The following is a 21,127-nucleotide window of genomic DNA, read 5'->3' as shown; positions in this document are numbered from 1 at the left end:
GTCCCACCGGACCCGCCGGCGAACAAGGCCCAACCGGACCTACCGGACCCACCGGACCAGCCGGCGAACAAGGCCCAACCGGACCTGCCGGACCCACCGGACCAGCCGGCGAACAAGGCCCAACCGGACCTACCGGACCCACCGGACCCGCCGGACTTCCCGGCCGGGACGGAAACAGCATCCACAACGGATCCGGGGCTCCCGCAAACAATGTGGGCGTGGACGGCGACTTTTACCTCGACACCACAACCTTTGCCATCTACGGCCCCAAGTCGGCGGGAACGTGGCCGGGTGGATCTCAGAGTCTGATTGGCCCGCAGGGACCCATGGGCCCTCAGGGCGTGCAAGGCCTTCAAGGTGACCCGGGTGCCCAGGGTCCAGCTGGATCCAACGGTGCTCCGGGACCGGCAGGACCAGAAGGGCAGATCGGTCCGGCCGGACCACAGGGACCTGCAGGGGCTCCGGGACCCGAGGGGCCAGCCGGGCCACAGGGTGATACGGGCGACAAAGGCGACACCGGTGATAAGGGTGACACCGGCCCTGCCGGACCAATCGGCCCGGCAGGACCGGAAGGACTGGAAGGACCAATAGGCCCGGCCGGACCAACCGGCCCGCAGGGGCCCCAGGGCCCGCAGGGCCCAGCCGGGGGCGAGACGGTCTTTGTCAGCTTCCTGCCCGGAACCATAGATCCCGCAACTCTCCCCAACGGTGCGGGCTACTTCCCGATCGCCGGGTCCGTAGCTCCCTCCAGCTCACGGGAAGCTAAGGAAATTCGAATGCCGCGCGCAGGGACCATCACCGGGATGAGAGTCGAGATGACGGAACGGAGCAGCCTCATCGACGTGTACCTCGTCCGTGACGGCCTGTTCCAACCCCTGATGTCCTGCTCGACTACCTCCCACTGTGGGCGCACTGGATCGCTGGCCGTGGAGCAGAACCAGAAGCTCGTCCTGTGGGTTCACGGCTTGGGGCCCGCCCCCATTGAGAACCTGCGCGTCTCACTGCTCTTCGAGTAGAGCCACCGGCTCCTAGATGGCCTTGCCCGGGTTGAGGATGCCCAGCGGATCCAGCGCTGCCCGGATGGTGTGCATGACTTCGAGCGAGACGTCACCCAGTTCCTCCTGGAGCCAGTCGCGCTTGAGCAGGCCTATGCCGTGCTCTCCGGTCAGTGTGCCACCCAGGGACTTGGCCAGGTGGAACATCTCCCCCAGCGCGGTCTTTGGCGGTCCTTCTGTCACAGAGTCCTCAGGGTCCATCACGATCATGGGGTGCAGGTTGCCGTCGGAGGCGTGCGCGATGGTGAAGATGCGGACGCCGGTGCGTTCGGCGATGTCCTCCAGCCCTGCGACGACGTCGGCCAGCTTTCCGCGTGGCACTCCAATGTCCCCGATCGAAACCCTGCCGAGTTTCTCGAGCGACGGGATGGCTTCACGGCGGGCGGTCACGAGTGCGGCGGCCTGTTCATCGTCGACCGCCCGCTCGCACACCCCGAACGGCGAGACGGCGTCCATCACCACATCCTGCTCCAGAAAGGCCCCGTGCCCGTCGGTCTGTACGAGCAGGAAGGACGCACCGCGGGAGCGGTAGTCCGTGCCCAGGGCTGCGTCGACGGCTTCGAGGGTCTGGCCGTCCATCAGTTCCATCATGGACGGCTGGATCCGGGCCGCTACAACGGCCGACGCCGCCCGCGCGGCCTGCTCAACGTTCGGGAAGAACGCGGCCACCGTGGCGGTCTGCACGGGAAGCGGGCGCAGCCGCAGCGTGGCCTCGACGACGATCCCCAGGGTGCCTTCGGAGCCGATCATCAACGCGTTCAGGTCGTAGCCGCTGACCCCTTTGATGGTCTCCCGTCCGGTGCGCAGTTCCCGCCCGTCCGCGAGGATCACGCGCAGCGCCAGCACGGCTTCGCGGGTGACGCCGTACTTGGCGCAGCGCATCCCGCCGGCGTTCGTGGCGATGTTCCCGCCGATCGAGCAGATGGCGGTACTGGCCGGGTCCGGGGCGTAGAAGAGTCCGTATTCTGCTGCTGCCGCGTTCAGTTCAGCGTTCAGCACGCCGGGCTGGACCACGGCCAGCTGTTCCTCCGGGTCAATCCGCAGGATCCGGTCCATGCCGGATACGTCCAGCACCACCTCGCCCCGGCGGGAGGATGAGGCTCCCGCCAGCCCGGTTCCTGCTCCCCGCGGCACCACAGGCACCCGGTGGGCGGTGGCCCGGCGCAGGACCTCGGCCACTTCCCCGGCATCCTGGGCGAAAACCACCCCCTCCGGCAGGCTGTCAGCCACAAACCCGGATCGGTCGGTGCTGGCTCTCAGTCGGTCCTCGTGTTCCACGGAGGACCGGGCAGCAGCGCCGAGTACTGCGGCATGCCCTTCCGCGAAAGTGGTTCCGGGTGCGTCCAGGGGCTCGGTGCTCACAGATTCTCCTTGCGTTGGCTTACGGGACCATCCAGCCGAGGACCGGCGTGGACTGCAGCCAGATCAACAGGGTCATCAGGACAAGCAGGCCAAGGGACCAGCCGATCAGTTTGCGCAGCAGTGTGCCTTCCACCCCGTTCAGCCCCACTGCGGCCGCCGCGATGGCCAGGTTCTGCAGCGAGAGCATCTTGCCCAGCACACCGGCGGAGGAGTTGGCTGCAGCCATCAGGGTGGGCGAAAGCCCGGTCTCCTCGGCGGCAGCAACCTGCAGCTGGCCGAAGAGGGAGTTCGACGACGTGTCCGAGCCGGTCAGCGCCACGCCGATCCAGCCCAGCAGCGGGGAGAGCAGGGCGAAGAAGCCGCCGGCCGAGGCGAGCGCAACGCCCAGGGTGGTGGTCTGACCGGACAGGTTCATCACGAAGGACAGCGCCAGCACCGAACACACGGTGACGATGGTCCAGCGGAGCGTTTTCAGGGTCTCCCCGTAGATCCGCACGCCCTTGGCCGGTGCAATGCGGTACAGGATCATCGTCAGGATTCCGGAGATCAGCAGCAGCGTGCCGGTGGCCTTCAGGTGGTCGAAGCGCAGGTTCTGCGCGCCGACGGGAGCGCCGGAGGAATTCACCACGTCCAGGCCGGGCCAGTGGAACGTCACACCGCCCACCTGGGTCAGCCATGCCTTGATCGGCGGGATCTGCGCGAGAGAGAAAACAACAATGATGATCAGGTACGGAGCCACGGAGAGCCAGACGCTGCGTGCCGGCGGACGGGCGTTGTCCCGGTCCCGGTCTTCTGCTGCGGCGGCCGCATCTTCCCCGCCGGACCCGGTGCCCCCTTCGCTCCCGGTGGCACCGCCGGAGGTGTTTCCGTCAACTGGCGCTGCACCGCCGTCCCCGCCTGTGCGGGTCAGGGTATCGGTTCCTTCCGCGCGCTCCCCGGCCCGCTCTTCGGCCGCTGCCCCGCGTGCCGCGCCGGCGTCGTCGTTCATCGATTCCCCGGACATGCCGATCAGTTCCTTCGGCTGCCAGACCCGCAGCATGGCCAGCACGGCGATCACGGTGGCTACGGCGGCTACAACGTCCGTCAGTTCCACCACAAAGAAGTTCGAGGCCACAAACTGGGCAAGGCCGAACACGATGCCGGCCACCAGCGCCACGGGCCAGGTCTGCCGCACACCGCGCTTGCCGTCCACCAGGAACACCAGGATCAGCGGAACCACCAGGGCGATAAACGGCGTCTGCCGGCCGGTCATGGAGGACAGTTCCTGCAGCGGGATGCCGGTGACGCCGTTCAGGGCGATGATCGGGGCGGCCATGGCACCGAACGCCACCGGCGCGGTGTTGGCCAGCAGCGCCACGATCGCGGACTTCAGCGGTTTCATCCCGGCAGCCATCAGCATGGCGGCGGCAATCGCCACCGGAGCACCGAAACCGGCAAGCGATTCCAGCAGGGCGCCGAAGCAGAACGCGATCAGGATGGACAGGATCCGCAGGTCGTCGGAGATGGAGCGGATGGTGCGCCCCAGCACGTCGAACCAGGGTGTGGCCACCGTGAGGTTATAGATCCACAGTGCGTTGATGAGGATCCAGAGGATGGGGAAGATGGCGTAGAACGCACCGAGCGCGGTGGCGGACAGGGTCTGGTCCAGCGGCATGCCCCAGCCGAAAAGTGCCAGCAGGATGGACAGAACCAGCGAGATAATGCCCGCCTGGTACGCCTTGAGCCGGAAGACGCCGAGCATCACGAACAGCAGCAGCAGCGGAAGGGCGGCGAGGATGGCGGAGAGCACCAGGGAGTCGCCGATTGGATCAAGGACCTGTTCGTACTGCGCTGCCGGAATATGCACAAAAACCCCTTTGTTTTTGCCGGGCCGGGTGGATCCGGTCCTGCCCGTACACAAGTTGGGATGACACTAGGCCTGCACCTCCAGCCGGTCAACGCCCCCGGCCGCCCTTTTCCCCGAAATAGCAGAAAGTGCACGTATCAGCGCTGAAACGCGCACTTTCTGCTATTTCGGTGCATGCGGCAGGATATGGTCATGAGTTTTGAAGGGTTGCGGACAGCCGTTATCACCGGTGCGGGGTCGGGAATCGGCCGGGCCACCGCCAGGGAGTTCCTGGCCAGAGGCTGGCAGGTTGTGCTCGCCGGCAGGCGCGAAGAGGCGCTGACGGAAACGGCCGACGGCGATGCGCGCGCCCTGGTGGTCCCGGCGGACGTCACCCAGCCCGGCGACGTTGAGCGCCTCTTCCGCGAAGCAGCGGACAGGTTCGGCCGGGTGGACGTGCTGTTCAACAATGCCGGCAGCTTGGGACCGTCCGGCTCCGTGGATCAGATCAGCCTCGCCGACTGGAACGAAACCATCGCGGTGAACCTGACCGGCACCATGCTCTGCGCCGCGGCGGCTGTCCGGCAGATGAAGGACCAGGACCCTCAGGGTGGCCGGATCATCAACAACGGCTCCCTCTCCGCGATTGCGCCCCGCCCGTTGGCCGCGGCGTATACGGCCACCAAGCATGCTGTCACCGGCCTCACCAAGTCCATCGACCTGGACGGCAGGGCGTGGGGAATCAGCTGCGCCCAGATCGACATCGGCAACGCCGCCACGGAACTGCTGGCCGGCATCACCAGCGGCGGAGCGCTTCAGCCGGACGGCAGCCGCAAAGCGGAACCCACTTTCCCGGCCGAAGAGGCCGCCCGGACCGTCGTGTTCATGGCGGAGCTGCCGCCGTCGGCCAATCCCGGTTCCGTGATTCTCACGGCGGCAGGCATGCCGTACCTCGGCCGGGGCTGAGCCAGACGCTTAGCGCGCCGGGGCGGCATCCTCAATGTCTTCGTCTTCGATGCCCAGGATGTCCAGCTTGCCGCTCTTGCGGTCTGCGAGGTACTTCTTCATCTCCCGCTTGATCACCGGCAGCAGCAGGTAAACGCCCAGCAGGTTCACGAATGCGCAGATGAACAGTGCGGCGTCGGTAAAGGAGATGACCTGGCTGAAGGAGAGGATGCAGCCGGCCACGGTGAAGGTCAGGAAGATGACCTTGTACGTGATCTCGCGCTTCCGGCCGCGGCCGAAGAGGTATTCCCAGGCTTTGAGCCCGTAGTAGGACCAGGTGATCAGGGTGGAGTAGGCGAACAGTGCGACGGCGACCGCCAGCACGACCGGGAACCAGGGCAGCACGGTGGCGAAGGCATCGGAGGTGAGAATGACGCCGTCGGGGGCGCCGCCGCCGCCCTGCACCTGGTCAATGCCGGCCTGCAGGCTGGGTGCTCCGGCCATGATGATGGCCAGAGCCGTCATGGTGCAGATCAGGACCGTGTCCACCAGCGGCTCAAACATGGCCACGAAGCCCTCGCTGACCGGGCGGCGGGTCTTGACCGCGGAGTGGGCGATTGCGGCGGAACCGACGCCGGCCTCATTGGAGAAGGACGCCCGCTGGAAACCAATGATCATCACGCCGAGGATTCCGCCGGCGAAGCCTTCGGGACGGAACGCACCTTCGATAATCGCACCGAAGGCAGCGGGGATGTTCTGGAAGTTCGCTGCGATGACCGCACCGCAGGCGAGGATGTAAACCGCAGCCATGGCCGGAACCAGCTTGGAGGTGGTGGATCCGATGGACTTGATGCCGCCCAGGATGACCACGGCAACCAGGACGGCGAGGATGACGCCGAAGATCAGCGCGGCGCCGTCGGAACCCAGGAATCCTTCCTCGCCGCCGGTCGCGTTGCGGACCTGTGCGAAGGTCTGGTTGGCCTGGAACATGTTGCCGCCGGCCACGCCGAAGAGCAGGATCGCCACCGCGAACGTTCCGGTCAGCACTTTGGCGGGCAGCGAGCCGAAGCGCTTGAAGGCCACCGGCAGGTATTTGAACGGCCCGCCGCTGACTGTGCCGTCCTCGTGGACCTGACGGTATTTGACGCCCAGGGTGCATTCCGCGAATTTCGTGGCCATGCCCAGCAGCCCGGCCAGGATCATCCAGAACGTGGCGCCGGGTCCGCCCAGGGCCATGGCCGCGCCGACGCCGGCGATGTTGCCGAGTCCCACCGTTCCGGAGAGCGCGGAGGTCAGCGCATGGAAATGCGGTACTTCCCCGGGGTCCTGCTTGGTGGAGAACTTGCCGCGGACCACCTCCACGGAGACCTTCAGCCCGCGGAACTGGATGAATCCGAAGTAGCAGGTGATCACAATCCCGGCGATGATCAGCCAGGCAACAACAACGGGAAAACTGAAGTCCCCGATGGTCAGCGGGAAGAAGACGATGTCATTGAACGCAGTCGCAATGGGTTCCATGAAGTTGTTGACGGATGTGTCGATCGAGCCCAGCAGGCCCTCCGGCTCGGTCTGCGCAGGCACACTGATGCTGCGGCCCATCTCCACCCCCAGGAACTAGTAAGCGAGCTGACGATTAGTGGAGCTAGCTTGCCTTATGTCCCGCCTGTAACACAAATCACAGGCGGGGCGGTGTGTCAGGGCACGACGGCGGGAGACGCTGCCAGATGCGCCCTCACTTCGTCGGCGGCGCGGCGACCAGTCACGACGGCACCCTCCAGCGTTCCCGGGAACGCGTCGGAGACGTCCCCGCCGGCAAGCGCGAATCCCGGACTGGCCGGCGTCCCCGCAGCCAGGGCGGCTGTGTACCCGACGGGCGGGGCGAGCCAGGTGCCGCGGGCCCAGGAATCGGCGCTCCAGTCATAACTGAAGTGTGCCCGCACCCGAGCATCCGGGAGATAGGCACGAATGCCGGCTTCCAGCTCACCGGCGTCCGGCGCCCCTTCGGCCGCCGGTGCAAGCCCGACAGCCAGCGTCCCGCCGTCGGGCAGCTGCGCTTCGGTGCGGAAGTAGCCAAACGGCCCTTCGGAGGCGAAGACCCGGCAGTGCCCGGTGACGCCATCCAGGACGAACCAGTCCTTCCGTGACGCACCGGGCTGGCCGGCGGGCAGGAAGGGTGCCAGCGGGCGGAGCAGGTCCCCAGGCACCGTGATGTCCTTTAGGGTATTGAGCGGCACGGCCAGCACGATGGCGCGGGCTTGGAAGACTTCACCGCCTGTGTGGACCGTGTAACCGGCGGCGGTACGGACGATGTCCCGCACGGGCGTCTCGAGGTGCAGGCGGGCTTCGGAGCGGTCCAGCAGCCCGGCGGCGAGGACCGCCGTTGTGCCGCGGATCTGGCTGCGGTAGTGCTCCGGATCGCGGAGTTCAGCCGGCTCCAGCAGCAGGTGGGCAGCGTCGAGTTCCTCCAGCGGAGCTCCGGCCAGATAGCGCTGCGTGGCAGCGTGCCAGTCCTGGATGTCCGGTGCCAGTCCAGCCTGGTCCAGGACGGACTGGGCCGTGGCCGGTTTGCCGGCGCAGAGGTTTTCCAGCAGTTCCAGGCTTCCCGTGAGGGCGGCGTCGTCCTGCGGGTACTGCTGGGCCCGGATGCCGCTGCGGAAATGCGTCAGGTAGCGGTCCGCGGCAGGTGAGTCGTAGAGATCAAGCCCGAGTTCCCGGACCAGCGCGCGCGTAGCGTCGAAGCCGGGCAGCAGCCAGGTGCCGCCCAGGTCGATCATGCGGCCCGCGGCGGGCCAGAACCAGCCGAACGCTCTGCCGCCTATCCGGGTGGACGCTTCGACGACGTCGACCCTCAGGCCGGTGCCGCGGAGTTTGTCTGCGGCAGCGAGACCGGCGAGGCCGGCACCAACAATGACTACGTCCGTGTGGACTCCAGCGTCCGTGCCGGGTGCGCCCATGATTCTCCTGAAGACCAGTGTCCGAGCCCTGCCCGGCGCCCGTGGGTGCAGCGGTCAGGGAAGCTTGTGGTCCCCATTCTGGGCGCGCGGATTGGGCGGCACCAAGATCGCGCGGAATTGTGTAGCCGAAGGCTAAGACCCGCGGGAGCTGCGGGTTTCCTTCTCGTTCGCCTTCTGGATGGCATCCACCAGTTCATCCTTGGTCATCCGGGAGCGGCCGGTGATGTCCAGCCGGGACGCGACGTCGTACAGGTGTTCCTTGGACGCGTTGGCATCCACTCCCCCGGCGGTCTTTGCGTTGGAGCGCCTGCCCTCCTCAGCCCTCTTGTCCGAGGGTCCCTTGGATTCCTTGGGTTCCCAGTGATCGCCGACCTTTTCATAGGTGTGCTTCAGCGACGCATAGGCCGTCTGGGCGGCGCGCTGCTCGTCGCCGTATTCCTTCAGGGCTGAATCGTAGGTCTTTGCGAAGGTTTTCCGTGCCTTCTTTTCTGAGCGCTGAAGTGTCGAGGGCAACTCACTCTTTTTCACCTTGCCGGTCTTGGTTGTCTTCGGCATTCTCAGTCGTCCCCCTCCGGCTGGATAGTGAAGGCTTCCGTCTCTTGAACCGATCCCATGACGTCCTGGACTTCGGCGCTGTCGGTGTCATCCGCCAGCGGTTCGGGCTGGCGCCATTCCTGGGCGTGGTCAGGGACGGCGTTGCGGGTGAGGTTCTGCGTTTCGTGCTTCATTTCCTCATCCATGCGGCGCCCGTGGGTGCTGTTTCCGCGTTCGGCCATGATGCTTTCCTTCCGGTCGGCGACTTACTAAGCGTCCTTACTGTCTACCATCCGGGAGGGTGCGCCTCAACCCGCTGCGGTCAGCACTCCACAACGTTCACGGCGAGGCCGCCCATAGCGGTTTCCTTGTACTTCGAGCTCATGTCCCGCCCGGTTTCCCGCATGGTCACAATGACCTCGTCCAGCGACACCCGGTGCTCGCCGTCGCCCCACAAAGCCATCTTGGCGGCGTTGACCGCCTTGCCGGCACCGATCGCGTTCCGCTCGATGCACGGCACCTGCACCAGCCCGCCGATCGGATCGCAGGTCAGGCCCAGGTTGTGCTCCATCGCGATTTCCGCGGCGTTTTCCACCTGTTCGGGCGAGCCGCCCAGGATTTCGGCAAGGCCTGCGGCAGCCATGGACGACGCCGAGCCCACCTCGCCCTGACAGCCCACCTCCGCGCCGGAAATCGAGGCCTGCTCCTTATAGAGCACCCCAATTGCTCCGGCGGCGAGCAGGAAACGGACGACGGCGTCGTCCTTCTGTTCCGGGCTGGCCGTGTCCATGCCGGGGCCGTAGTGCGTGGCATAGAAAAGCACCGCGGGGATGATTCCGGCCGCACCGTTGGTCGGCGCGGTGACCACACGGCCGCCGGACGCGTTTTCCTCGTTCACGGCCAGCGCTACGAGGTTCACCCATTCCTGCCAGAAACGCGGGTCCCGGTTCGGGTCCTCTGCGCGCAGGCGGGTATGCCACTGGGGTGCCCGACGGCGGACTTTCAGCCCGCCGGGCAGCAGGCCGGAGCGGGAAATGGCTGAGTCCTTGCACTGGTCCATCACGTCCCGGATGTGCAGCAGGCCGGCGCGGATCTCCTCCTCGGAGCGGGACACCAGCTCGTTCGCCAGCATTACCTGACTGATGGAGAGCCCGTTGGCGGTGCAGTGTTCCAGCAGCTGGACGGCGGTGCGGAAGGGATACGGAAGGGACTGTTTGGAGGCCTCGAGCTCGACGGCGGCAGTCTCCTCTTCGCCGTCGCGCACAATGAACCCGCCGCCCACGCTGAAGAACGTGGCTTCATGGAGCATTTCACCGTCCGCGGCGCTGACGGCGAACCGGATGCCGTTGGTGTGGCGGGGAAGGACGGTGAGCGGATGCAGCACCATGTCCGCGATCCCGTATTCAAGGACGACGCCGGCGCCGGGCTTCAGCTGGCTGCCCAGCTCGATCTTGCCGCTGGCTTCGATTTCGGCGAGCCGGTCCTCCATTTGGTCCGGGAGGATCTCCTCCGGGGCGAAGCCCTCAAGCCCCAGCAGGACGGCAGGAAACGTGCCGTGCCCGCGGCCGGTCGCCGCGAGGGACCCGTAAAGGTCCACGCGGAGACCGGCCACGGAGGCAAGGACACCGGCGTCGGCGAGCTCCGCGGCGAAGGCCGCGCCTGCCCTCATAGGCCCCACAGTGTGGGAGCTAGAGGGGCCGATGCCTACGGTGAAGAGGTCGAATACTCCTACAGCCATGCGGTGTCCTTTGGTTCGCGCGTCTTAGGCGCGGGCGGGTGCTCCGGCCAGGTCGGCGACCTGCGGGTAGAGCGGGTGGGCCGCGGCCAGGGTATGGACGCGGTCCTTGAGTGCGCTGAGATCGTCAGCGTTTCCGGCAATGAGGGCCAGCGCTATGATGTCTGCGACTTCAGAGAACGCTTCCTCACCGAAGCCGCGGGTAGCCAGCGCCGGGGTGCCGATCCGCAGACCCGAGGTAACCATCGGAGGACGCGGGTCGAACGGCACGGCGTTGCGGTTGACCGTGATGTCGATCTGCGCGAGGCGGTCCTCGGCCTGCTGGCCGTCCAGTTCCGCGTTGCGCAGGTCCACCAGGACCAGGTGCACGTCAGTGCCCCCGGAGACCACGGAGATACCCTTGGCAGCGACGTCGTCGGAGAGCAGCCGTTCGGCGAGGATCCGTGAACCGGCCAGGGTGCGTTCCTGGCGTTCGCGGAACTCAGGCGTGGCGGCGATCTTCAGTGCGGTGGCCTTGCCGGCGATCACGTGCTCCAGCGGCCCGCCCTGCTGGCCGGGGAAGACGGCGGAGTTGATCTTCTTGGCGATGTCCGCGCCGTTGGAGAGGATGATGCCGCCGCGCGGACCAGCCAGGGTCTTGTGCGTTGTGGAGGTCACCACGTGGGCGTGCGGAACCGGGCTGGGGTGCAGCCCTGCCGCGACCAGTCCGGCGAAGTGCGCCATGTCCACCATGAGGTAGGCACCCACCTCGTCGGCGATGCGGCGGAACGCCTCGAAGTCCAGCTGGCGGGCGTAAGCGGACCAGCCGGCGACGATCAGCTTCGGCTTGTGCTCCCGGGCCAGGCATGCGACGTCGTCCATGTTCACGGTGTGGGTGGTTTCATCCACACCGTAGGGAACGATGTTGTACAGGCGGCCGGAGAAGTTGATCTTCATGCCGTGCGTCAGGTGGCCGCCGTCGGCCAGGGAAAGCCCCAGCACGGTGTCACCCGGACGGATCAGCGCATGCATCACCGAAGCGTTGGCCTGCGCACCGGAGTGCGGCTGGACGTTGGCGAAGTTCGCACCGAACAGTGACTTGGCGCGGTCGATTGCCAGCTGCTCAATGACGTCCACGAACTCGCAGCCGCCGTAGTAGCGCCGTCCGGGGTAGCCCTCGGCGTACTTGTTGGTCAGCACAGAGCCCTGGGCTTCCATGATGGCCACCGCGGTGTGGTTCTCCGAGGCGATCATCTCCAGGCCGTTCTGCTGGCGGCGCCGTTCGTTATCGATCTGCTCGGCAACCTCGGGATCGATCTCCGCGAGGTGGGAGTTCAGGAAATCGGTCACAGCTCGCCGCCGTTCTTCTCTGCGTAGTCGGCAGCGCTCAGCAGCTCGCCCTCCTCCGTGACCTCAACGGTGAACAGCCAGCCGGCGCCGTACGGGTCTTCGTTCAGGATGGCCGGGTTGTCCACGGCTTCCTGGTTGATCTCCACGATGGTGCCGGAAACCGGGGCGTACAGGTCCGAGACGGACTTGGTGGATTCAACCTCGCCGCAGGTCTCGCCTGCAGTGACGGAATCGCCGACGGCGGGAAGGTCAACGTACACGACGTCGCCCAGGGCGTCAGCGGCGACGGCCGAGATGCCGACCTTCACGGGGCTGGAAGCGTCAACCCACTCGTGTTCGGCGGAGTAGCGCAGGGACGGATCAACTTTGCTCATTGGGATGTGCCTTTCGGGAGCTTGGAGTCGTTGGTTCGAGTGTAGATCGGGCGGCGGAGGCGAAGCGCTCCGCCCCCGCTTAGACACCTCGCTCGTTCCTCGCTCGGCGATGCGGGGCTACGCGAAACGCTCCGCCCCCGCCGGGTTTGGCCCAAACTGGTGCCCGTCATTCTTCAAAACTGCTGCCGTCCCCCACCGAGAGGCCAGTTACGGCTCGTTTCAGGGCTCAAAAGAGCCGTAACTGGCCTCTCGGCGGGAGGGGAGAGCTAGTTGCCCCGCTTGTAGAACGGAAGGGAGACGACGGTGAAGGGTTCAGGCTTGCCGCGGAGGTCGACGTCGAGCTCGGTGCCGGGTTCGGCATAGGCAGCATCGACGTAGGCCAGGGCAACCGGGTAGCCGAGGGTGGGGCTGGGAGCACCGGAGGTGACCTCGCCAATCACCGCGCCCTCCTTCAGGACCGGGTAGTACGAACGGGCCGACCGGCGGCCGGAGCCCTTCAGGCCCACCAGCTTGCGGGCCGGCCCCTGCTCCTTCTTGGCGGTGAGGGCTTCGCGGCCCACAAAGTCGCCGTCCTTGGACAGGGCCACAACGCCGCCCAGTCCGGCTGCGTACGGATCCACCTCGAGGGAGAGCTCGTTGCCGTAGAGGGGCATGCCGGCCTCCAGCCGCAGCGAGTCGCGGCAGGCCAGGCCGGCCGGAACCAGTCCGCGGTCTTCTCCGGCGGCGAGCAGCGCCTGCCACAGGGCGGGTGCGTCGTCGTTCGGAACGTAGATCTCGAAACCGTCCTCCCCGGTGTAGCCGGTGCGGGCTACCAGCAGCGGATGAGAGCTGCCGCCTACGGTCAGCTCAACCGGCGCAGCCGCGTAGTACTTCATGCCGGTGACCAGCTCCTGCTGCCCGGCGGGCACCAGTTCCAGCAAAATCGCCTCGGCCTCAGGGCCCTGCACGGCCACCAGGGAGGTGGCCGCCGTCTTGTCCTCCACAACGACGTCGAACCCGTCGGCACGGGCCGCGAGCTCGGCTGCCACTACAGCGGCGTTGCCGGCGTTGGGGACCACCAGGTAGGACTCCTCGCCATGCCGGTAGCTGATCAGGTCATCGATGATCCCGCCCTCGGCATTGGTGATCAGCGAGTACTTGGCCCGGCCCACGGCCACGGCGGAGAGCTTGCCGGTCAGCGCGTAGTCCAGGAACGCGGCAGCCTGCGGTCCGGTGACGTCGATTTCGCCCATGTGGGAGAGGTCGAACAGGCCGGCAGCCTTGCGCACGGCGTGGTGCTCGGCCAGCTCGGAGCTGTACTTCAGCGGCATCTGCCAGTCGCCGAAGTCGGTGAAGGAGGCACCCAGGCGTTTGTGCTCTTCGTACAGTGCGGTGTACTGCTCAGTCATTGCGGCTGTCCCCTTTAGTTTTCGAAGTCTTCGATCGGCGGGCAGGAGCACACCAGGTTGCGGTCACCCGCGGCGCCGTCAATGCGGCCCACCGGCGGGAAGTACTTGTCCATCCGCAGGCTCTTCAGCGGGAAGACGGCCTGTTCGCGCGGGTAGGCACGGTTCCATTCGTTGCCGGCGGCGACGGTGGCGGTGTGCGGCGCGTTGCGCAGCGGGCTCTCCTCCACGGAGAAGTCCCCGGCTGCCACCTGGTCGATCTCGCCGCGGATGGCGATCATCGCGTCGATGAACCGATCAATCTCGCCCTGGTCCTCGGACTCAGTGGGCTCCACCATCAGGGTGCCTGCCACCGGGAAGGACAGGGTCGGGGCGTGGAAGCCGTAGTCCACCAGGCGCTTGGCCACGTCCTCGGCGGTGACGCCGGTCTTGGCCGTCAGCTCGCGCAGGTCCAGGATGCACTCGTGCGCCACCAGACCGCCCTTGCCGGTGTAGAGCACCGGGAAGTAGTCGTTCAGCCGGGCTGCCACATAGTTCGCGGCCAGCAGGGCGCTCTTGGTTGCAGCAGTGAGGCCTTCGCCGCCCATCAGCCGGACGTAGGCCCAGGAGATCGGCAGCACGCCGGCCGAGCCGAAGCGGGAAGCAGAGATCGGGATGTCATCCCCGCCGTCCCAGGCTGCGGCGTTGCCGGGCATAAACGGTGCCAGGTGCGCCTTGGCTGCAACCGGGCCGACGCCGGGGCCGCCGCCGCCGTGCGGGATGCAGAAGGTCTTGTGCAGGTTCAGGTGGGAGACGTCGCCGCCGAACTCGCCGGGCTGGGCCAGGCCAACCAGGGCGTTGAGGTTCGCGCCGTCGATGTAGACCTGGCCGCCTGCCTCGTGCACGGCTTCGCAGACGTCGCGGACGTCGTCGTCGTACACACCGTGGGTGGACGGGTAGGTGATCATGATGGCGGCGAGGTTCTCGCGGTGCGCGTCGATCTTGGCGCGCAGGTCTGCGTGATCGATCGCGCCGTCGCCGGCGGTGCCCACGACGACGACCTTCATGCCGGCCAGCACGGCGGAGGCCGCGTTGGTGCCGTGTGCAGAAGCCGGGATCAGGCAGATGTTGCGCTGTTCCTCGCCGCGGGAGTGGTGGTAGCCGCGGATCGCCAGCAGGCCGGCGAGTTCGCCCTGCGAGCCGGCGTTGGGCTGGATGGAAACCTGGTCGTACCCGGTGATGGTGGCCAGCTGGGCTTCCAGATCGGAGATCAGTTCGCGCCAGCCCTCGGTCTGGGAATCCGGGGCGAACGGGTGGATGGAGGCGAACTCCGGCCAGGTCATGGCCTGCATCTCGGCCGTGGCGTTGAGCTTCATGGTGCAGGAGCCCAGCGGGATCATGGTGCGGTCCAGGGCCAAGTCGCGGTCCGAAAGGCGGCGCAGGTAGCGCAGCATCTGGGTTTCGGAGCGGTAGGAGGAGAACACCGGGTGGGTCATAAAGTCCGAGGTGCGCAGCAGCTCGGCGGGCAGCTCGAACCCGGCAGCTTCCGCAGGCTCCGCGCCGAAGGCACCGGCGACGTCGGCAATCACAGCCTCCGTAGTGGTCTCATCCGCGGAAACACCCACGGTGTCCGCGTCAACCAGGCGCAGGTTGATGCCCTTGGCTTCGGCGGCGGCAACCACGTCGGCGGCGCGGCCGGGAACGCGGGCGGTGACGGTGTCGAAGAAGGTCTCCGAAACCAGTTCAATACCGGCCTTCTGAAGCGCGTTGGCCAGCGCGCGGGCGTGGCCGTTGGCGCGCAGGGCGATCGCCTTCAGCCCTTCGGGGCCGTGGTAGACGGCATACATCGAGGCCACGATGGCCAGCAGCGCCTGGGCGGTGCAGATGTTGGACGTGGCCTTCTCGCGGCGGATGTGCTGCTCGCGGGTCTGCAGCGCCAGGCGGTAGGCGGGGGTGCCGGCGGAATCCTTGGAAACACCAACCAGGCGGCCGGGAAGCGAGCGTTCCAGGCCCTTGCGCACGGCCATGTAGGCGGCGTGCGGTCCGCCGAAGAACAGCGGAACGCCAAAGCGCTGCACGGAGCCGACGGCGATGTCCGCGCCCTGCTCACCGGGAGGGGTCAGCAGGGTCAGGGCCAGGAGGTCAGCGGCCACGGTTACCAGGGCCCCGCGGTCCTTGGCTTCGGCGATGACGCCGCACAGGTCCCGGACGGCACCGGAGACACCGGGCTGCTGGAGCACAACGCCGGTGATCTCGCCGTCGGGCAGCCCTGCGGCGAGGTCGGCCACCTCGACGTCGAAGCCCAGGGCCTTGGCCCGGCCGCGGACGATCGCGATGGTCTGCGGCAGCGCATCGGCGTCCAGGACGATCTTGCCCTCGGACTTGGCCTTGTTGGAGCGGCGCATCAGCAGCACGGCTTCGGCAACGGCCGTAGCTTCATCCAGCAGGGAGGCGTTGGCCACGGCCAGCGCGGTGAGGTCCTGGACCATGGTCTGGAAGTTCAGCAGCGCTTCGAGCCGGCCCTGCGAGATTTCCGGCTGGTACGGGGTGTAGGCGGTGTACCAGGCGGGGTCTTCCACGACGTTGCGGAGGATTACCGGCGGAGTGTGGGTGTCGAAGTAGCCCTGGCCAATCATCTGCACGGCGGTCTTGTTCTTCGCGGCGATGCGGCGCAGTTCGGCGACGGCTTCCTGCTCGCTGCGCGGCGCGCTGAGCACCAGCGGCGCATCCTGGCGGATGGCGGCGGGGACGGCGGTGTCCACGAGGTTATCCAGGGTGTCATAGCCAACGGCCTTAAGCATGGCGTCGGTTTCGGTTGCGCGCGCGCCAATATGGCGGTCAACAAAGGCTGCGGTGGACGGGACTGCTGTCATGGGGAGCTCCAAGAGGCGGGCGAGGGTACGCCGATACGACGACTGGCTCCTCCCCGCTCTGTATTGGACCTGAGAGATTCCGCGGGTGTAGTCCGCTTGCACCGTCGGTGAGGAACCGGCTCGCCGGTCCTGCTTTCCAGAGTTGCCTCGCCATGGCGGTACAGGGGCCTGAGAGATTCCCGGGGAGGGTTTGCTCCTACGGCGCCCGCGTCTGCGTTGATGCGCGGGTCTCTCCCGCCACGGCTGGTAAAGGCATATTCAATTGTGGCTGCAACCTGACTTTAGCCCGCGGGACATTCGCCTTCAAGGTATGACCCGGGCCTCATCCGGCAGCGCGGAATCTGGTATACGGCTTCCGGTGCGCCCGGTTCCCAAATTGACATGGCCCCGGGCACTGCAGAAACTGAATTGGTCGGCGGTCACGCCACTCCTCATGAGGCTTCATTGAATATCTGTGCATATTGGGTGTCAGCAACGTGTCTTGGCGGCGGCGTGCTGACTCGGCGCCAACGAGAAAGAACCCCATGCCAGGTAGCTCCACCCCTGCTTCAGCCACGGATAATTCAGCTGCGGTAACAAGTTCCAAGGACCCGGGCCTCGCGCGTTCGATGTCCAGCCGCCACATCCAGCTCCTCGCCATCGGCGGAGCGATCGGCACCGGCCTGTTCATGGGTTCGGGAAAAACCATTTCCGTAGCCGGACCCTCGGTCATCTTCGTCTACATGATCATCGGCTTCATGCTGTACTTCGTGATGCGGGCGATGGGCGAGCTCCTGCTGTCCAACCTGCGCTACAAATCCTTCAGCGACTTCGCCGCGGACCTGCTGGGCCCCTGGGCCGGCTTCTTCACCGGCTGGACCTACTGGTTCTGCTGGGTGGTCACCGGCATTGCCGACGTCGTCGCGATCGCCCACTACGTAACCTTCTGGTGGGCTGAAATTCCGCTGTGGATTCCGGCGCTGGCCTGCATTGTGCTGCTGGTGGCGCTGAACCTGCCCTCCGTAAAAGCCTTCGGCGAGACCGAATTCTGGTTTGCGCTGATCAAGATCATCGCGATTCTGACGCTGATCGTGGTGGGCCTGGTCATGATCCTCACCCGTTTCGATTCGGGCAACGGAGCCACTGCCGGGTTCGAGAACCTGTGGGAGAACGGCGGGTTCTTCCCCACCGGCCCCATGGGCTTTGTGGCCGGCTTCCAGATCGCCGTCTTCGCGTTCGTCGGCATTGAGCTGGTGGGCACCGCCGCTGCGGAAACCAAGGACCCGGAGAAGAACCTCCCCAAGGCCATCAACTCCATTCCGCTGCGCATCATGCTCTTCTACGTAGGCGCACTGGTGGTGCTGATGGCAGTCATTCCCTGGACGCGGTTCAACGCCGACGAAAGCCCGTTTGTGGGCATGTTCGCCCTCGCGGGGCTGGGCATTGCCGCCGCCGTCGTCAATTTTGTGGTCCTGACTTCCGCTGCGTCCTCCGCGAACTCTGGCATCTATTCAACGTCCCGGATGGTCTTTGGCCTGGCGCACGACGGCGATGCCCCCCAGGCGTTCGGCCGGCTGTCCCGCCGCCAGGTTCCCCGCAACGCCCTGTTCTTCTCCTGCACCTTCCTGCTGGCCGGTGTGGTGCTGCTTTACGCGGGCGACTCGGTGAGCGAAGCGTTCACTCTGGTCACCACCATTTCGGCGCTGTGCTTTATGTTCGTGTGGACCATCATCCTGTTCAGCTACCTCACCTACCGGCGCCGCCGTCCGCAGCTGCACCGGGACTCGAAGTTCAAACTTCCCGGCGGCCGCGTGATGGTCTACGTGGTGCTGGCCTTCTTCGTGTTTATTGTCTGGGCGCTGACTACCCAGCCGGACACCCTGACGGCCCTGCTGGTCACACCCATCTGGTTCGCCCTGCTGGGCGGCGCCTACGCCGTGCTGCGCCGTACCCCGCTGCACCAGGCGCGGGTGGCCGAGTACAAGGCCATGGCGGAAGCCGAGCGGGCTGCCGCGAAGCAGCTCAGCCGCGTGTGAACTTGAGGTAGCGGCGGGCCGAATCCTGCACGATCCGGTCCGCTCCGCGGGTGAGAATGTAATCCCACCAGGCCCCGTACAGCCGCTCATAGGCCAGCGGGGCCAGGAGCTCGGCCGCCGCTTCCACCACATCCGGACGCTCCGGAATGAGGTTGGGATAGCTGTACATAAAGGCCACATGGGTGAAGTCAGGGATTACCTGGATGATGTCGCCGCTGAACAGGGCGCCGAGTCCGTCCGGGTCGTCGTCCCAGTGCATCACCGTTCCGCCGGGGAAATGGATGCCGGGACGGTAGAGGACCAGCCCTTCGGCCAGTTCCATTCGATCCCCGTCCCAGAACTGCAGGGCCGGGTCGCTGCGGCCCACCCATTCCCGGTCCGCACTGTGCAGGTAGACGGGGACGCCGAATTCCCGGGCCCAATCCACCATCGTGGCGTAGTAGTGCGGGTGGCTGATGGCAATGGCGGTCAGTCCGCCTTCGGCGTTGATGAGGTCAATCAGCTCTTCGTCCAGATACGGCACGCAGTCCCACAGCACGTTGCCGCCTGCGGCCTTCACCAGCAGGGCACGCTGGCCAATGGCAAACTTCGGTTCACAGCCAATCCCCAGCACACCGGGCCCCTGCGGGTGTACGCTGGCGCGCCGGGCACCGGAACGCAGCCGGGTAAGCGAGGTCCAGGACTGCCCGGAGAGCGGAACGTACTGCCGCTCATCCAGGCACACCGGACAGTCCGGGCGGGGTTCCCCGTACTGGGTCCCGCACGTGACACAGATTGGATAGTCGTTTGGAGGCAGTGCCTCCCGGTAATGCTGCACCATGGTCATAAACCCGTCCGTCGCCAGGTAAGGCCGAAGTGCCGTTTAGGCTACAGCGTGGCGGGCCGGGGCAACACCGTTGCCGGTGAGTTCCCCCGGCCTGGGAAATAACGATTTGGCAACTCAGTAGACAACGGTGCCGGTGGATTCGACGGTGGTTCCCATCTGCGCGGGACGGCCGCTGACTTCCAGCGCGATTCCTGCCGTGTGCAGCGGAACCTCCAGGGCGCGGCTGAGATTAGCCAGCACCTCGGTGCGGACGCGGCGCAGCGCTTCCTGCACATCTGCCCGCTCGTTCAGGGTCAGCCGCATGGCCAGGTCCGGTGAATCCGCGGTTCCGCGCAGGATCGCCGAACTGCTCACCACCCCGGGCAGGGATGCGGCGTCGTCCTCCACAGCCGCCGCCAGCACCGCCGGGTCACACCGGGTGATTCCGCGGGCCGGATCCTCGTGGAGCCGGTAGGTGGAAGCGGCCCGCCGGCGCGGGACCTCCGCCAGCATCCACCACAGCCCCAGCAGGCCCAGGATGATGCCGCCGATCAGCACGGCGGCAGCGGGGACTGAATCCAGCACGCCGGGGCCGTCTGCAAGGACCGGCTCGCCGGACCCGGCAAGGTTGCCGCCGGAGAGCTGGTCCATGAGCCCCGAAGAGAAGAGGATTGAGGCTGCTCCTGCGGCAAGCAGGATGATGCCAAGAATGATCAGCCACGTCCGGTTCATGGCTCCTGCATGGTGTCGCATGCTGTGTCCTTCCCGGTGCGCCGGGTCAGTCCCGTGAGTGGATGGTGACCCGGACCCGCGGTACAGGATCCAGGCCCGAAGCTTCCAGCCGCGAATGCACCCCGTCGCCGACCCACCGCTGCAGGTCCTGGGTGTCGTGCAGCGCCGTTGTGACTGAAACGCGGACATCACGGTCCGTGGCGGTGGCCGACGCCGAGGAAACGCCGTCAATGTGCTCGCAGGTGGCGGCCGCCAGCTGCGCCACGGCGCGGCGGGACATCACGGCAGACGGTTCACCTGCCGTTTCCTGTTCTGCTGCCGGATCTCCCGTGCCGGGAAGACGAACCGGGAGATCGTGGAAGCGGCCGGGAAGTATGCCGGCAAGCAGCAGCACCAGGCCCACGACGGCGAGCGCGATGCCCAGCGTCCAGACGCCAGGACTGTTCCACGCAGAGTCGGCCAGCCACTGCACCGGTGCCGTCACTGCCTCCGGCCAGGTTCCGGACGTTAGGCGCAGCAGGGCCGCCACCACGGCTGCGACTCCCAATGCCAGAAGCACCACGGCGCAGATGGTCGCAGGTACCGAACGGCTGGGCCGGGGGCGCAGGGACACGGGAGGCGACTCGGCGCTCACAGCAGTTTCCGCCGTCCGGAGGATGCCGGACGCGGCCTTAGCCACGCCACGGTGATGTCCACCTGCCGTACCTGGACGCCCGTCAGCTCGGTGACCCGGCCGGCGATCCGTTCCCGCAGCTCATGCGTGGCCTGGCGCAGCGGCACGGGATAGGGCAGCCCTACGGTTACCCGCAGGCTGGCGATGTTTCCGGCGAGCTCGACCGAGGCCTCGGGACGGGCTGAAAAATCCGCCCGGCTTCCAAGTCCGAGAAACCCTCCTGAAGATCCGCCCGCCTCGGTCTCATCACGTGCCACCTGGCTGGCGATCTTCTCCAGGACCTTGCGGGACATCGACGTGCTGCCCCGGTCTTCGACCGCCCGCCGCGGGCGGCGCGCTGTGCCCACCTGTGTGGTGGTCATCGGCTTGCGGCACGGCCAAACAGGCCGGCCATGTCCAGTTTGCCGTCAGCAACCAGCCCCACCAGCAATCCAATCAGGCCGAAGAGAATGGTCACCAGGAAGGCAAACCACCCGCCGAATGCCAGCACAATACCCAAAACCAGACCCACTACCAGGCACCATCTTGTTGCATTCATCGGTGCTCTCCTTA

The 21,127-nt window shown here is 66.6% G+C and carries 19 protein-coding genes and 1 riboswitch; of the genes, 3 read left to right on the top strand and 16 right to left on the bottom strand.

The genetic code is table 11. The annotated features are described in order from the left end of the window. Nucleotides 1-776: 776 nt before the first annotated feature. Nucleotides 777-1,016: a hypothetical protein gene (locus tag ACWGQ2_RS13925; RefSeq protein ID WP_452018238.1), complete on the top strand. Its 240-nt coding sequence runs from the start codon at nucleotides 777-779 to the stop codon at nucleotides 1,014-1,016. Between the two features lie 12 nt (nucleotides 1,017-1,028). On the opposite strand, the gene ACWGQ2_RS13920 is transcribed toward ACWGQ2_RS13925, so the two are convergent. Together ACWGQ2_RS13920 and ACWGQ2_RS13915 are read right to left on the bottom strand one after the other, a co-directional pair. Next, nucleotides 1,029-2,417 (bottom strand): FAD-binding oxidoreductase, encoded by a 1,389-nt coding sequence (locus ACWGQ2_RS13920; protein WP_452018236.1) that lies wholly within the window; start codon nucleotides 2,415-2,417, stop codon nucleotides 1,029-1,031. Nucleotides 2,418-2,436: 19 nt separating this feature from the next. Beyond that, nucleotides 2,437-4,263, bottom strand: coding sequence for an L-lactate permease (locus ACWGQ2_RS13915; RefSeq protein ID WP_452018234.1), 1,827 nt, complete (start codon nucleotides 4,261-4,263; stop codon nucleotides 2,437-2,439). Nucleotides 4,264-4,455: 192 nt separating this feature from the next. On the opposite strand from ACWGQ2_RS13915, the gene ACWGQ2_RS13910 reads away from it, so the two are divergent. Then, entirely contained in the window at nucleotides 4,456-5,208 is a 753-nt protein-coding gene (locus ACWGQ2_RS13910) for an SDR family oxidoreductase (protein WP_452018232.1), read from the top strand. Between the two features lie 9 nt (nucleotides 5,209-5,217). Here ACWGQ2_RS13910 and ACWGQ2_RS13905 read toward each other — a convergent pair whose 3' ends face one another. The 9 genes from ACWGQ2_RS13905 to gcvP all read right to left on the bottom strand — a co-directional run bounded on the left by ACWGQ2_RS13905 (nucleotide 5,218) and on the right by gcvP (nucleotide 16,350). Beyond that, nucleotides 5,218-6,786 (bottom strand): alanine/glycine:cation symporter family protein, encoded by a 1,569-nt coding sequence (locus ACWGQ2_RS13905; RefSeq protein WP_452018230.1) that lies wholly within the window; start codon nucleotides 6,784-6,786, stop codon nucleotides 5,218-5,220. A gap of 95 nt (nucleotides 6,787-6,881) precedes the next feature. Continuing rightward, nucleotides 6,882-8,141: a flavin monoamine oxidase family protein gene (locus tag ACWGQ2_RS13900; protein WP_452018228.1), complete on the bottom strand. Its 1,260-nt coding sequence runs from the start codon at nucleotides 8,139-8,141 to the stop codon at nucleotides 6,882-6,884. A gap of 132 nt (nucleotides 8,142-8,273) precedes the next feature. Next, nucleotides 8,274-8,696, bottom strand: coding sequence for a ChaB family protein (locus tag ACWGQ2_RS13895; RefSeq protein WP_452018226.1), 423 nt, complete (start codon nucleotides 8,694-8,696; stop codon nucleotides 8,274-8,276). Between the two features lie 2 nt (nucleotides 8,697-8,698). Then, complete coding sequence (locus ACWGQ2_RS13890) at nucleotides 8,699-8,917, bottom strand: hypothetical protein (RefSeq protein ID WP_452018224.1); 219 nt, start codon at nucleotides 8,915-8,917, stop codon at nucleotides 8,699-8,701. An 80-nt stretch (nucleotides 8,918-8,997) separates the two neighbouring features. Then, complete coding sequence (locus ACWGQ2_RS13885) at nucleotides 8,998-10,413, bottom strand: L-serine ammonia-lyase (RefSeq protein ID WP_452018222.1); 1,416 nt, start codon at nucleotides 10,411-10,413, stop codon at nucleotides 8,998-9,000. A 24-nt stretch (nucleotides 10,414-10,437) separates the two neighbouring features. Continuing rightward, nucleotides 10,438-11,739 carry a serine hydroxymethyltransferase gene (glyA, locus tag ACWGQ2_RS13880; protein WP_452018220.1) on the bottom strand — a complete coding sequence of 434 codons (1,302 nt, stop codon included), beginning with the start codon at nucleotides 11,737-11,739 and terminating at the stop codon, nucleotides 10,438-10,440. Continuing rightward, complete coding sequence (gcvH, locus tag ACWGQ2_RS13875; protein WP_325788190.1) at nucleotides 11,736-12,113, bottom strand: glycine cleavage system protein GcvH; 378 nt, start codon at nucleotides 12,111-12,113, stop codon at nucleotides 11,736-11,738. The genes glyA and gcvH overlap by 4 nt, the downstream gene beginning before the upstream one ends. A gap of 266 nt (nucleotides 12,114-12,379) precedes the next feature. Continuing rightward, nucleotides 12,380-13,501 carry a glycine cleavage system aminomethyltransferase GcvT gene (gene gcvT / locus ACWGQ2_RS13870; protein WP_452018218.1) on the bottom strand — a complete coding sequence of 374 codons (1,122 nt, stop codon included), beginning with the start codon at nucleotides 13,499-13,501 and terminating at the stop codon, nucleotides 12,380-12,382. Between the two features lie 14 nt (nucleotides 13,502-13,515). Further along, nucleotides 13,516-16,350: an aminomethyl-transferring glycine dehydrogenase gene (gcvP, locus tag ACWGQ2_RS13865; RefSeq protein WP_452018216.1), complete on the bottom strand. Its 2,835-nt coding sequence runs from the start codon at nucleotides 16,348-16,350 to the stop codon at nucleotides 13,516-13,518. 146 nt (nucleotides 16,351-16,496) lie between these two features. Continuing rightward, nucleotides 16,497-16,597: riboswitch (glycine riboswitch) on the bottom strand. A 277-nt stretch (nucleotides 16,598-16,874) separates the two neighbouring features. On the opposite strand from gcvP, the gene cycA reads away from it, so the two are divergent. Continuing rightward, entirely contained in the window at nucleotides 16,875-18,365 is a 1,491-nt protein-coding gene (gene cycA, locus ACWGQ2_RS13860) for a D-serine/D-alanine/glycine transporter (protein WP_452018214.1), read from the top strand. Here the strand turns inward: cycA and ACWGQ2_RS13855 are convergent. The 5 genes from ACWGQ2_RS13855 to ACWGQ2_RS13835 form a co-directional block, all read right to left on the bottom strand. Then, nucleotides 18,352-19,191, bottom strand: coding sequence for a hydrolase (locus ACWGQ2_RS13855; RefSeq protein ID WP_452018212.1), 840 nt, complete (start codon nucleotides 19,189-19,191; stop codon nucleotides 18,352-18,354). The genes cycA and ACWGQ2_RS13855 overlap by 14 nt on opposite strands. Before the next feature lie 114 nt (nucleotides 19,192-19,305). Next, nucleotides 19,306-19,923: a hypothetical protein gene (locus ACWGQ2_RS13850; protein WP_452018210.1), complete on the bottom strand. Its 618-nt coding sequence runs from the start codon at nucleotides 19,921-19,923 to the stop codon at nucleotides 19,306-19,308. Nucleotides 19,924-19,948: 25 nt separating this feature from the next. After that, a complete protein-coding gene (locus ACWGQ2_RS13845) occupies nucleotides 19,949-20,536 on the bottom strand; it encodes a DUF6286 domain-containing protein (RefSeq protein ID WP_452018208.1) in 588 nt (195 codons plus the stop codon). Then, nucleotides 20,533-20,937, bottom strand: coding sequence for an Asp23/Gls24 family envelope stress response protein (locus ACWGQ2_RS13840; protein ID WP_452018206.1), 405 nt, complete (start codon nucleotides 20,935-20,937; stop codon nucleotides 20,533-20,535). The genes ACWGQ2_RS13845 and ACWGQ2_RS13840 overlap by 4 nt, the downstream gene beginning before the upstream one ends. After that, complete coding sequence (locus tag ACWGQ2_RS13835; RefSeq protein ID WP_422400531.1) at nucleotides 20,934-21,113, bottom strand: hypothetical protein; 180 nt, start codon at nucleotides 21,111-21,113, stop codon at nucleotides 20,934-20,936. Before ACWGQ2_RS13835 ends, ACWGQ2_RS13840 begins: the two co-directional genes overlap by 4 nt. Nucleotides 21,114-21,127: the final 14 nt, after the last annotated feature.

The organism is Arthrobacter sp. NPDC055585 (genome assembly GCF_053619115.1).
Note: the sequence above shows the minus strand (reverse complement) of the source record. Positions and strands in the feature narration are given on the sequence as shown.

What these genes read in the sequence shown, in the direction of transcription:
- gcvT (WP_452018218.1), bottom strand. Translation starts at nt 13,501, where the DNA reads ATGACTGAGCAGTACACCGCACTGTACGAAGAGCACAAACGCCTGGGT.
- ACWGQ2_RS13855 (WP_452018212.1), bottom strand. Translation starts at nt 19,191, where the DNA reads ATGACCATGGTGCAGCATTACCGGGAGGCACTGCCTCCAAACGACTAT.
- gcvP (WP_452018216.1), bottom strand. Translation starts at nt 16,350, where the DNA reads ATGACAGCAGTCCCGTCCACCGCAGCCTTTGTTGACCGCCATATTGGC.
- ACWGQ2_RS13850 (WP_452018210.1), bottom strand. Translation starts at nt 19,923, where the DNA reads ATGCGACACCATGCAGGAGCCATGAACCGGACGTGGCTGATCATTCTT.
- ACWGQ2_RS13895 (WP_452018226.1), bottom strand. Translation starts at nt 8,696, where the DNA reads ATGCCGAAGACAACCAAGACCGGCAAGGTGAAAAAGAGTGAGTTGCCC.
- ACWGQ2_RS13910 (WP_452018232.1), top strand. Translation starts at nt 4,456, where the DNA reads ATGAGTTTTGAAGGGTTGCGGACAGCCGTTATCACCGGTGCGGGGTCG.
- ACWGQ2_RS13890 (WP_452018224.1), bottom strand. Translation starts at nt 8,917, where the DNA reads ATGGCCGAACGCGGAAACAGCACCCACGGGCGCCGCATGGATGAGGAA.
- cycA (WP_452018214.1), top strand. Translation starts at nt 16,875, where the DNA reads ATGCCAGGTAGCTCCACCCCTGCTTCAGCCACGGATAATTCAGCTGCG.
- ACWGQ2_RS13900 (WP_452018228.1), bottom strand. Translation starts at nt 8,141, where the DNA reads ATGGGCGCACCCGGCACGGACGCTGGAGTCCACACGGACGTAGTCATT.
- gcvH (WP_325788190.1), bottom strand. Translation starts at nt 12,113, where the DNA reads ATGAGCAAAGTTGATCCGTCCCTGCGCTACTCCGCCGAACACGAGTGG.
- ACWGQ2_RS13835 (WP_422400531.1), bottom strand. Translation starts at nt 21,113, where the DNA reads ATGAATGCAACAAGATGGTGCCTGGTAGTGGGTCTGGTTTTGGGTATT.
- ACWGQ2_RS13885 (WP_452018222.1), bottom strand. Translation starts at nt 10,413, where the DNA reads ATGGCTGTAGGAGTATTCGACCTCTTCACCGTAGGCATCGGCCCCTCT.
- ACWGQ2_RS13925 (WP_452018238.1), top strand. Translation starts at nt 777, where the DNA reads ATGCCGCGCGCAGGGACCATCACCGGGATGAGAGTCGAGATGACGGAA.
- ACWGQ2_RS13840 (WP_452018206.1), bottom strand. Translation starts at nt 20,937, where the DNA reads ATGACCACCACACAGGTGGGCACAGCGCGCCGCCCGCGGCGGGCGGTC.
- ACWGQ2_RS13905 (WP_452018230.1), bottom strand. Translation starts at nt 6,786, where the DNA reads ATGGGCCGCAGCATCAGTGTGCCTGCGCAGACCGAGCCGGAGGGCCTG.